General features: G+C 72.9%; 8 protein-coding genes. 6 read left to right on the top strand and 2 right to left on the bottom strand.

Features of this window, described 5'->3' with window-relative positions; all coding sequences use genetic code 11:
* Window positions 1-55: 55 nt before the first annotated feature.
* On the bottom strand, window positions 56-1,057 hold the full coding sequence (locus ACWEVN_RS42045; RefSeq protein WP_452055002.1) for an ABC transporter substrate-binding protein: 1,002 nt from the start codon (window positions 1,055-1,057) through the stop codon (window positions 56-58).
* A 737-nt stretch (window positions 1,058-1,794) separates the two neighbouring features.
* Here ACWEVN_RS42045 and ACWEVN_RS42040 point away from each other — a divergent pair.
* A complete protein-coding gene (locus ACWEVN_RS42040; protein WP_449685791.1) occupies window positions 1,795-4,626 on the top strand; it encodes a helix-turn-helix transcriptional regulator in 2,832 nt (943 codons plus the stop codon).
* Between the two features lie 383 nt (window positions 4,627-5,009).
* Here the strand turns inward: ACWEVN_RS42040 and ACWEVN_RS42035 are convergent, their stop codons facing one another.
* Window positions 5,010-6,224, bottom strand: coding sequence for an MFS transporter (locus ACWEVN_RS42035; protein ID WP_449685790.1), 1,215 nt, complete (start codon window positions 6,222-6,224; stop codon window positions 5,010-5,012).
* 386 nt (window positions 6,225-6,610) lie between these two features.
* Between ACWEVN_RS42035 and ACWEVN_RS42030 the strand changes: the two genes are divergently transcribed.
* The 5 genes from ACWEVN_RS42030 (at window position 6,611) to ACWEVN_RS42010 (ending at window position 10,853) form a co-directional block, all read left to right on the top strand.
* Entirely contained in the window at window positions 6,611-7,336 is a 726-nt protein-coding gene (locus ACWEVN_RS42030) for a (Fe-S)-binding protein (RefSeq protein ID WP_452055004.1), read from the top strand.
* A 17-nt stretch (window positions 7,337-7,353) separates the two neighbouring features.
* Window positions 7,354-8,796, top strand: a complete 1,443-nt coding sequence (locus ACWEVN_RS42025) for a lactate utilization protein B (protein ID WP_452055003.1) — start codon at window positions 7,354-7,356, stop codon at window positions 8,794-8,796.
* Window positions 8,793-9,374: a LutC/YkgG family protein gene (locus ACWEVN_RS42020; protein ID WP_452055001.1), complete on the top strand. Its 582-nt coding sequence runs from the start codon at window positions 8,793-8,795 to the stop codon at window positions 9,372-9,374. Before ACWEVN_RS42025 ends, ACWEVN_RS42020 begins: the two co-directional genes overlap by 4 nt.
* Before the next feature lie 129 nt (window positions 9,375-9,503).
* Complete coding sequence (locus tag ACWEVN_RS42015; RefSeq protein ID WP_449685788.1) at window positions 9,504-10,208, top strand: IclR family transcriptional regulator; 705 nt, start codon at window positions 9,504-9,506, stop codon at window positions 10,206-10,208.
* 93 nt (window positions 10,209-10,301) lie between these two features.
* Window positions 10,302-10,853 carry an RICIN domain-containing protein gene (locus tag ACWEVN_RS42010; RefSeq protein WP_452055000.1) on the top strand — a complete coding sequence of 184 codons (552 nt, stop codon included), beginning with the start codon at window positions 10,302-10,304 and terminating at the stop codon, window positions 10,851-10,853.
* The last annotated feature ends 126 nt before the right edge of the window (window positions 10,854-10,979 follow it).

The raw sequence follows: 10,979 nt of genomic DNA, 5'->3' as shown, positions 1-10,979 counted from the left end.
GTGAGTGGTAAGGCGGGTTCTAACCCGCCTTACCACTCACGACCGGGGGCGGCGGTTATCTGCCGGCCTGCGGGCCGATCATCGAGTTGACGTCGATCGGCGACGGGATCGCGCCGAGCTGCAGCAGCAGGTCGGGAACCCGTTGCAGGCGGCGGGAATCCAGGACCGCGCCGTAGCCCGGCAGAGTGAGCAGCTTGGCGGTGTCCTCGTCGATCTTGGCGAACCGCACCAGCAGCGGCTCGACCTTGGCGCGGTCGAACAGGGCGTCGTGCGTCGCCTTCTGCATGGCCCGCTGGAACGCGGCCAGGGTCTGCGGGTTCTCCTTCACCCACTTCCGCGTCGCACCGTAGCCGGTCAGCGGGAAGTCCTGGGTCGCGCCGCTGTTGATGTCGATCACCGGGATCGCGCCGGCCGTCTTGGCGGCCTGCGTGATGTAGGGCTCCGGCAGGTACGCGGCGTCGGCCTGGCCCTGCTGCAGCGCCGCGGCGATGTTGGGCAGCGGGATGAGCACCCATTTCACCTTGCTGAAATCGACGTTGTGATCTTGCATGATCGAACGGGTGAGAAGATCCGACGCGGTGTTCTTGGCCGTGATGGCGATCTTCGCGGTGGCCAGGTCGGTGATTGTTTTCACCGGCGAATTCGGGACCGTGACGATCGCGTTGGACTTCGCGTTGACCGACGTCGCGTCGGCGACCAGCTGCATGTCGGCGGCGCCGGTGCTGCGGGCGGTGAAGAACGGCGGGTAGGTCGAGAACGCGATGTCGACGTCGCCCGAGATCGACTTCGACAACGAGGCCTGGCCGCTGGCGGCGATGACGGACTCGACGGAGAGTCCCTCGGCCTGGAAGTAGCCCTCGTCCTGGGCCAGCCAGAACGGTGCGAGGTCGGTGGTGGGCAGGATCGATACCTTCAGCGCCGACTTCTCCAGCCCGCTGCCGCTCGACGAGGTGCTCGAGCCGGTCGCGCCGAGCGCGCCGCAACCGGTTACGACCGTGACGACCGCGAGAACGAGTGCGGCACGAAAACGGGCATTGGTCCTGACTATTCCGAACAAGGTCTGCTCCTCGAAGGAGATGACAGTTGATGTACCGGCTCCAAGGAAGGTCCGTGATTCACTCCCCGGCGTCAGGCGGGCAACTGTAGGGACCCCGGCAGCCCTTGACAATGCGTGATGCCGCCGGATCCGCGAATTCACCACAATGGCGGCACGAATACTAGATCGACGATCTTGCGCTCCCCGCGGTCACCGAGCGCTCGCCGCGAGACTCGACGCAGGCGCGGACGGGGTGCGAAAAACGTGGCCGGAGGGGCACCGGCAAAGCGGAAACAACAGATCGACTGCCATATCCCGGGACCGCGAACCCGGTGTAGTTGCCGCGCCGAAATCGAACTCGGCGGCGGGTTTTCCCGCCGTTGTCTGCCAACGCAGGTAATAGCCGCGAAGGTGTCGAAATCGTCGATGGCGCCGCCTCGCCGGCGGCGGCCGGCCGGCGCGGGCGAAGTTCACCTGTCCGAGGAAGCGTTGTCAACGGCCTGCGACACAAGGGATTCGTCGGCCGCGCGCCGGGCCGCCCCGCGGCTTGTCCGGACCACTCGCACCGGCTGTGACCTGCGGTTACGGGGCAGAAGATCCGGTGCGCCCGGCCGGGTGAATCACGCCCGGATCACGAATCGGCGCATTTGCCGAATGGGAGGTTTACTCCCCGGGAACGCCGGACGACCGGCCGGCGTTCCGGACCGGCCAAGTGGTCCTCTTGTTGGGGAACAGGTTTTACTTCTAAAATCCCCCGTGTGCGACCGCTTACGGACGGTACGGAGCTACTGGTCGGCCGGGACAGCGAGCTGTCCCGGCTGGTCGCGTGGATCCGGGACGTCGCCGCGGGTCGCGGGCGTGCCGTGCTGGTCGACGGCGAGCCGGGGATCGGCAAGTCCGCGCTGGTCCGGTCCGCCTGTGTGGCGGCCTCCGACGCGGGCTGCCAGGTGTACTGGGGCGCCGGCGACGAGCTCGGGCAGGCCCTGCCGCTGCTGCCGCTGCTGGACGCACTGGAGATCACCCCGGCCACGCGGGATCCCCGTCGTGACGCCGTTTACGAGCTGCTGGGTGGCGGCGCCGTCGCCGGCAAGGGCGCCGACCTCGCCGCCGCGGCCGCCGAGCAGCTGATCGCACTGGTGGACCAGCTGTGCCAGGACGGCCCGGCCGTGCTGGTCGTCGACGAGCTGCAGTGGGCGGACAGCACGACGGTGGCGGTGTGGAGCCGGCTCGCCCGCCTGGTCCGGCAGCTCCCGCTGCTGCTGATCGGGGTGCTGCGGCCGGTGCCGCGCCGCGACGACCTGCGCTCGCTCTTCCGGATCGTCCGCCCGGCCGAGCGGCTGCGGCTGACCCGGCTCGCGGAACCGGCCGTGCTCGAGCTGGTCGCCGCGCTGGCCGGCGGCAAACCGGGGGCCCGGCTGGAGGAACTGGCCGCCGGGGCCGCCGGGAATCCGTTGTACCTCACCGAACTCGTCGACGCGCTGACCAGGAGTTCCTGCCTGGAGGTGGACCACGCGGGGATCGCGGAGCTGACCGGCGCGGCCACGCCGGACTCGCTGCCGGAGGCGATCGCGGACCGGCTGGGCTTCCTCACCGAACCGGCGCGGGAAGTGCTGCGGACGGCGGCGCTGCTCGGTGTCGGCTTCTCGGTCGCGGACCTGATGACCGTGACGAACTCCTCGCTCGCCGAGCTGCTGCCCGCCCTCGACGAGGCCCGCGCCGCCGGCGTCCTGGTGGCGGCGGGCGACGACCTGGAGTTCCGGCACCCGCTGATCCGCACGGCGTTGTACGACGAGATGCCGACGGCGGTCCGCGTCGCCTGGCACCAGTCCGCCGCGTGGGCGCTGGCCGAGGCGAGCGCCCCGGTCGAGCGGGTGGCGCGGCAGCTGCTGCCCATGGTGTCCACAACGGACACTCGCGTGCCGGTCCCGGACTGGGCCGTGCGGTGGCTGCTGAAGGTGGCCATGCCGTTGATCGGCCAGGCGCCGGTGGTCGCCGTCGCGCTGCTGAGACGGGCGGTGCGGGACGCGCCCCTCGACGACGCGGTCACCGGCGCGCTGGCCTGCCGGCTGGCCGACGCCTACTACCGGGTCGGCAACGTGGCCCAGGCCGAGCGGATCGCCTGCCGTGCCTTGGATCGCGTCCGCGACCCCGACGTGCGCGTCGACCTGCACACGACGGTCGTGCAGAGCCGCGGGACGGCCGGCCGCGCCGCCGAGTCCCTGCCCGCGCTCAACGAGGCGCTGAACCAGCCGGGGCTGCAGGCCCGGCACCGGGCGCGGTTGCTGGTGCTCATCGCGCGGATCCGGCGCGTCCAAGGCGAGATCGACGCGGCGGGCCGGGCCGCCTCCGCGGCCCTGGCGGAGCTCGGCGCGGCCGAAGACCGCTGGGCCACGGGGTGGTCGTTGCACGTGCTGAGCCAGTGCGCGATGGCCCGCGGCGAGTGGGCCGCCGCGCTGCCGCTGTTCGAGCGCGCGATCGCCGTCGTGCGGGGCGACCCCACGCTGATCGAACTCACCCTGCTGCTGCGCATCAACCAGTCGGTCACCTACGGCGCGCTCGACCGCTACGCCGATGCGCTCACCGCGGCCGGGCAGGCGCGCGACCTGGCCGAGCGCACCGGCAGCGAGGCGCGGCTGACCCAGGTCCAGAGCGCGATCGGGCAGCTGATGCTGGGCGCCGGCCGGTGGGACGACGCGCTGGCCGAGGTGGACGTCGTGCCGGACGACCACAAGGACCCGGGCGTGGTGTGCTGCGACCACGGCGTCGCCGCGATCATCCACTTCCACCGCGACGAGTCGGCCGCGGCCCGCCGCCACCTCGACGTCGCGGCGCTGCACTCCGAACGCGTCGGCGACGAGGTGGTGGAATCCCTGGTCCGCGCCCGCAGCCTCGCCTTCGAGCACGCGGGCGCGCCGGACCGGGCGCTCGCCGTGCTGACGGCGGTGCCGGCCGGCGAAGACGCGGGGGAGGAGCGCCTCGGCGACGCCGCCCGCCTGGCGATGACGATCGGCGACGTCCGGACCGCGGCGGAGATCGAGGCCCGGGCCCGCGGCATCGCCGCCGACTCGGCGGTCCCGCACCGCCGCGCGCTGGCCCTGTACTGTCGCGGCCTGCTCGAGCGCGACGGGACGACGTTGCTGCGAGCCGCCGACGGCTACGCGGACGCGGGCCGCCCGCTGTCCCAGGCCAAAGCCTTGGAGGCGGCCGCACTGGCCTTCGCCGAAGCCCGGCCGGAAGACCGCGGTTCGGCGCGGGCGGCGTTCATCCGCGCCATCGACCTGTACGCGGAGCTGGACGCCCAGTGGGACGTGGCCAGGCTGCGCGCCCTGTTCCGGGCCCTGGGCATCCGCCGCGGGCCGAAGGTGAAACATCGTGAGGCCACGCACGGCTGGGACAGCTTGACCCCGACGGAGGGCCGGATCGCGGCGCTGGTGGTGGAGGGCCTGTCGAACCCGCAGATCGCGGCCCGGCTCTACCTGTCGCCGCGCACGGTGGGCACGCACGTCTCGCACATCCTCACCAAGCTGGGGGTGCATTCGCGCATCGACATCGCCCGCGAAGCGGCCCGCCACCAGACCGCTTCCGGCTGAGCCACGCCCCGGCACCGCGGGCCGACTCTGCGGGTGCGCGAGCCGACCCTGCGGGTGTGCGGGCCGATCCTGCGGGTAGGTGGGCCGACCTTCCAGGTGCGCGCGCCGACCGTGCGGGTGCGCGGGCCGACCCTTCCGGTACGCGAGCCGACCTTCCAGGTGTGCGAGCCGACCGTCGCGGTGCGCGAGCCGAACCTCGAGGTTCGCGGGCCGACCCTCCCGGCAGGTGGGCCGACCCTCCAGGTGCGCCGGCCGACAGTCGGGTGCGCGGGCCACCCTTGCCGGTGCGCGGGCCGATCCTTCCGCTACCCGCGCAACCGACCGGAACCCGCGCGGGCACGCTGCCCCGCAGCCCCGGGGCAGCGCGTCCCTGCGCGGCGAGATCAAGCAGCGACCTCCGGAGTGTCGTCCTGCGGATGCACGACGCGCGGCGGGGTGGCCGCGGGCTCCGGCTCGGGCGCCGGCTTCGGCTCGGGCGCCGGCTCCGGCTGGGGGGCCGGCTCCGGTGCCGGCGCCGGGGTTCGGCGGAACACCGCGATGTGCCCGCTGACCATCTGGCCGAGCAACACCGCCAGGACCAGCATCAGCGGTGTCCGCCAGGTGCCCGTCCCCGTGTGCAGCCAGCCGCAGACCAGCACCCCGAAGCCCGCGATGACGTACCCCACCCCCTGGACCACCGCGGACAGCGCCACCGAGCTGTCCTTGCTGCGCAGCGAAATGGTCGTCAGCGCGAACGCGAGCGCGCCCATGCCCGTTCCGGTCGCCGCGGCCCACAGCCAGGGGGCCGCCGCGGGCGCCAGGAGCAGCCCTGTGACGCCGATGACGTTCGGCGTGGCCAGGACGACCACCAGCAGGGTCTGGTTGCGCCAGCGGCGCGTCCAGCCCGGCACCAGCCACATCATCGGCAACCCCATCGCCATCGACAGCGCGAGGCACGCACCCGCCGTCGCCGAGGGGACGCCGGCGCTGCGCAGGATGCCGGGCAGCCAGCCCATGACCAGGAACGTCACCGTCGAGATCAGTCCGAAGTGGAGGGTCAACGCCGACGCCCGGACGGCGCCCGGTGCGCTCCGCGGCGGCGCGAACTCGCCGGGCGTGCGCTGCCAGACCTGCTGGGCCACCAGCGCCGAGGCCGCCCACACGCCGAGCGCGAACCGCCACGACGACGACATGACCGCGGTGGGCGTGACCAGCGCGCCGGCCGTGCTGCCCACCCCCAGCCCGAACGTGAACGCGGCGGATCCCTGCGCCAGCAACGGCAGCATGGTGCCGAGCACGGCGATGGACAGGCACGCGAGCGCCGTCCCGATCAGCAGTTCCACCGAACCCCCCAGGACCCGCCCGGCCAGCGACAGGATCAGCCCGACGAGGGCCACGGTGACGGTCCGGTGCGTCCCCACCCGGCTGCACAGCCACGGCGTCGCCCAGCCGCCGAGGCCGATCGCCCACAGCGGCAACGCGACGAGCACCGCGGCGACCAGGCCGCCGGCGACGGAGATGTCCGGCAACGCCGCGCCGAGACTCGTGACGGCCGGCCGCAGGTTGAGTGCGAGAACGAAGATGACCAGAGTGGAGACCGTGGTGGTAGCACGCGACATCGCTCCTCCTCGGGTGTCGAGGCCGGAGCGGCAAACTCCGTAGAGCAATGTTTCGTGCTGCGCGCATTCCAGACATCCGTCACCTGACGGATGAACGAGATTTTGTTGTCCCTCAACGATTACGGGCCTGCGAATGGGCGTGCATCGGCACGGCCGGACGCCCCGAGCGGGGGCCTCTGTCCACTCCGGTCACGGTCCGTGGTGGCGAAATCCCCATCGTGGAACGGGGTCTCCCCAAGTGGCGCAGTGGGGACCCCGGGAACGGCAGCGTCGTCACTGTGGATCACCGTGCGCGGGTACTTGAAACGTAACAATTGGTCGTAGTAGCGTCAACGACCAGAAGTTTGAAACCTTTCAATTCGGAGGTGCGCGATGCGGGTGAGCGGATGAAGGTCGCCGTGCTGGTCACCTGCATCAACGACGCGCTGTTCCCCGACACCGGCAAGGCGGTGTTCCGGCTGCTGCGCCGCCTCGGCGTGGACGCGAACTTCCCGCCGGCGCAGACCTGCTGCGGCCAGCCGATGGTCAACACCGGCTACCTCGACGAGGCCGTGCCGGTGGTCCGCGCGTTCACCGACGCGTTCGCCGGGTACGACCACGTCGTCACGCCCTCGGGTTCGTGCGCGGGGTCGGCCCGGCACCAGCACGGCCTGGTCGCCCGGCGCGCGGGCGAGCCGCGGCTGGCCGAGACCGGGCCGAAGGTCCACGAGCTGAGCGAATTCCTCGTCGACGTCCTCGGCGTGACCGACGTCGGCGCGTACTTCCCGCACCGCGTCACCTACCACCCGACCTGCCATTCGCTGCGCATGCTCGGCGTCGGCGACAAGCCGCTGCGGCTGCTGCGGGCGGTGCGCGGCCTCGACCTCGCCGAGCTGCCCGCCGCCGGGGAGTGCTGCGGGTTCGGCGGCACCTTCGCCGTCAAGAACGCCGAGACGTCCACCGCCATGGGCGCGGACAAGGCCCGGCACGTCCGCGCCACCGGAGCCGAGGTGCTGGTGGCGGGCGACAACTCGTGCCTGCTGCACGTCGGCGGCCTGCTGTCCCGGCAGCGGTCCGGCGTCCGCGTGCTGCACCTGGCCGACGTGCTCGCCTCGACCGAGGAGGACGCGTGAGCGCCACGTTCGTCGGCATGCCCGCCTTCCCGGCGGCGGCCCGGGAAGCGCTCGCCGACACGCAGCTGCGGCGCAACCTCGCCCACGCCACCGGCACCATCCGCGCCAAGCGTGCGGCCGTCGTCGGCGAGGTGGCCGAGTGGGAGGAACTGCGGCTGGCGGGCGCGGCCATCAAGGACAACACCCTGCGCCGCCTCGACGAGCACCTCCTGACCCTCGAAGCGGCGTTGCAGGCGCGGGGCGTGACCGTGCACTGGGCACGCGACGCGCGGGGGGCCTGCGAGGTCGTCGCCGGCATCGCGCGGGACCACGGCGTCGACGAGGTCGTCAAGGTCAAGTCGATGGCGACCCAGGAAATCGGTCTCAACGAGGTGCTCGCCGAGCACGGCGTCACCGCCTGGGAAACCGACCTCGCCGAGCTCATCGTGCAGCTCGGCGACGACCTGCCCAGCCACCTCCTGGTGCCGGCGATCCACCGCAACCGCGCGGAGATCCGGGAGATCTTCCGCCGCGAGATGGCCGCGGCGGGCCGTCCGGCGCCCGAGGGCCTGACCGACGACCCGGCCGAGCTGGCCGGCGCGGCTCGGCTGCACCTGCGCGAGAAGTTCCTGCGCGCGAAGGTGGCCGTCTCCGGCGCGAACTTCGCCGTCGCCGAGAGCGGCACCCTGGTCGTCGTCGAATCCGAGGGCAACGGCCGGATGTGCCTGACCCTGCCCGACGTGCTGGTTTCGGTGGTGGGCCTGGAAAAGGTGGTCCCGACGTGGGCCGACCTCGACGTGTTCCTGCAACTGCTGCCGCGGTCGAGCACGGGGGAGCGGATGAACCCGTACACCTCGACGTGGTCCGGCGTGACACCGGGCGACGGGCCGCAGGAGCTGCACGTGGTGCTGCTGGACAACGGCCGCACCCGCGCGCTCGCCGACGAAGCCGGCCGGCAGGCGCTGCGCTGTATCCGCTGCTCGGCGTGCCTGAACGTCTGCCCGGTCTACGAACGGACCGGCGGGCACGCCTACGGGTCGGTCTACTCCGGCCCGATCGGCGCGATCCTCAACCCGCTGCTCAAGGGGGTCGGTGTGGACGAGCAGACCGACTCGCTGCCGTACGCGTCCAGCCTGTGCGGCGCCTGTTTCGAGGCCTGCCCGGTGCGCATCGACATCCCGGAAGTCCTGGTGCACCTGCGGTCCCGGGTGGTCGACGCACACCGCGGCGGGCCCCCGAAACCCGAGGCGGTGGCGATGAAAACGGCGTCCTGGATACTGTCGGACGCCCGCCGGCTCGGCGCGGCCGAACGCGGCCTGGGGGTCGCGAACCGGGCCTTGACCCGCTTCGGCCGCCGCCTGCTCCCGGGCGGCCGCCGGGCCCTGTCCCGGCTGCCGTGGCCGGGTTCACTGTGGACGACCAGCCGCGACCTGCCGGCGCCGCCGCCCGAGTCCTTCCGGTCCTGGTGGCGGAAGCGATGAGCGCGCGGGAAGAGATCCTGGCGGCCGTCCGTGGCGCACTGCGGGACACGGACCGCACGGAAGCCGTGGTACCCCGCGGATATCGCTCGGCCGTCGCGGACGTCGCGTTGTTCGCCGAGCGCGTGGCCGACTACCGGGCCACCCTCACCCGGTGCACCGCCGCCGAGCTGCCGGACGCGCTCCGCGCGGCGCTGGGACCGGCGCGGAAAGTGCTGGTACCGGAGGGGTTCCCGGTCGACATCGGGAGCTCGCCGCCGGTGGCGAGCACCGCCGGGCCGGTCGGGTTCGACGCCGTCGTCACCACGGCGGCGCTGGGCATCGCGACCACCGGCACGATCGTCCTCGACCACGGGCCGGGGCAGGGCCGGCGGGCGCTCAGCCTGCTGCCGGACGTGCACGTGTGCGTGCTCCGGGCGGAGCAGATCGTGCCGGGGGTGCCGGAGGCGGTGGCCGCGCTGGACCCGGCGCGCCCGCAGACCTGGATCAGCGGGCCGAGCGCCACCAGCGACATCGAGCTGACCCGGGTGGAAGGCGTGCACGGGCCGCGGAGCCTGCACGTCATCGTCGTCACGGCGTGACCGGGGCGGTGGCCCGGGCCGCCGCGTTCCTGAGAAGTCCCTGTGGGTTCGTATCAGGGGAAAACCCGGTCCCCTCCGGATATCGCCGGCGATCTTCATCCTGCCGGGCGTCCGGGGAGGAGGGCATCGATGGAATCCGGAGAACACCGGGGGCGGGGCGTGCTGGAGGGGGCGTTCCGCGTGCTGGAGGCGTTGTCCCGGTCCGCCGACGGCAGCAGGCTGGCCGATCTCGCCCGCGCGGTGCGCCTGCCCAAAGCCACCGTGCACCGGCTGCTCGAACAGCTCGTTTCGCTCGGGGCGGTGCACCGGCACGAACAGCGGTACTTCATCGGGCGGTCGCTCGCCCGGCTCGGGGCGGCCTGGAACCCGGATCCCCGGCTGCAGCACGCGGCCCGGGAGCCGGTGCAGGTGCTCGCCGCCCTCACGGGCACCGCGGTCGTGGTGACGGTGCTGCACGAAGACCGGGTCCGGGTGGTCGCCGAAACCCGGTGCGGGAGCGTCGAATTCCCGCCGATGCGGCCGGGGGACACCCTGCCGGACGCCACGGCGGCCGGAAAGGTCCTCCTCGCCGGCCGGGCCGCCGGCGACCGCCTGCCGGTGGAGCGGCGGCGCCGGCAGATCCTGGCCAGGGTCGGCGGCCCGTGGCTGGCCGAGCAGCACCCGGCCGGCGTTTCCTGCGTGGCCGCCCCGATCTGGCACCCGGACGGCTCCTTCGCCGGTTCGGTCGGCGCGGTCGTGGTGCGCCGGACCGCACCGGGCGGCCTCGCCGAGCTGGTCCGGCGGGCGTCGCAAGAGATCACCGACCGGCTCCCGCACCCCCGGTCGTTCCGCTGACCGAGACGAGCGTTTCCGGCCGCCGGGGCGGCGGGCCCAGAATCCCGGAACCGGGCCCACCGGGGCCCGGGTTTTCTCGGGAGGGGAAGCGAAATGAACGGAATCGTCCGGCGGATCGCCGCGTCGATCGTGTCGGCCGGCCTGGCCGGCGCCGCCTTGCTCGCCGGCTCGCCGGCGAACGCGGCGCCCGACTACGGTCCCTACCTGTTCATCAACAACAGCAGCCACCTGTGCATGGACGTGGTCGGCGGCGACCGCGCCAGCGGCGCTCGCATCCAGCAGTGGTATTGCTGGGGAGGGGCGCCGCAACGCTGGACCGAAGAGTACGTGATGACCATCGGCGTGACGCACTACTACCGGCTCCGCAACCTGGAAACCGGCAAGTGCCTCGACGTCCCCGGCGGGAACTCCGCGCCGGGTGTCCTTCTGCAGCAGTGGGATTGCTGGGCCGACGCCCGGCAGGGCTACATGCAGCTGTGGGCGGTGGAGACCCAGCCGTTCTCCCCGCCGGTCCCGACGTCGCGCGTGAAGAACCTGATGACCGGGCGCTGCGTGGACGACAAGGACTGGAGCAACACCCCGGGCACGCTCCTGCAGCAGTGGACGTGCGAGGACACGCCGCCCCAGCAGTGGCACATCCCCTGACCCGGGTGCGGGGGGCCCGCGCGGGCGCCGGGGGCCGCCGCGGGGCCCCCCGCCCCCCGCGGGGCCGCAGCCCCCCCCCCCCCCCCCCCAGTGCCCCCGCCGGCGCACACTACTGCCCCAGAACCA

This window comes from Amycolatopsis sp. NPDC003861 (assembly GCF_053605405.1).
Note: the sequence above shows the minus strand (reverse complement) of the source record. Positions and strands in the feature narration are given on the sequence as shown.

Coding starts and splice junctions, on each gene's coding strand:
- ACWEVN_RS42015 (WP_449685788.1), top strand. CDS start 9,504: ATGGAATCCGGAGAACACCGGGGGCGGGGCGTGCTGGAGGGGGCGTTC.
- ACWEVN_RS42020 (WP_452055001.1), top strand. CDS start 8,793: ATGAGCGCGCGGGAAGAGATCCTGGCGGCCGTCCGTGGCGCACTGCGG.
- ACWEVN_RS42025 (WP_452055003.1), top strand. CDS start 7,354: ATGCCCGCCTTCCCGGCGGCGGCCCGGGAAGCGCTCGCCGACACGCAG.
- ACWEVN_RS42010 (WP_452055000.1), top strand. CDS start 10,302: ATGAACGGAATCGTCCGGCGGATCGCCGCGTCGATCGTGTCGGCCGGC.
- ACWEVN_RS42035 (WP_449685790.1), bottom strand. CDS start 6,224: ATGTCGCGTGCTACCACCACGGTCTCCACTCTGGTCATCTTCGTTCTC.
- ACWEVN_RS42030 (WP_452055004.1), top strand. CDS start 6,611: ATGAAGGTCGCCGTGCTGGTCACCTGCATCAACGACGCGCTGTTCCCC.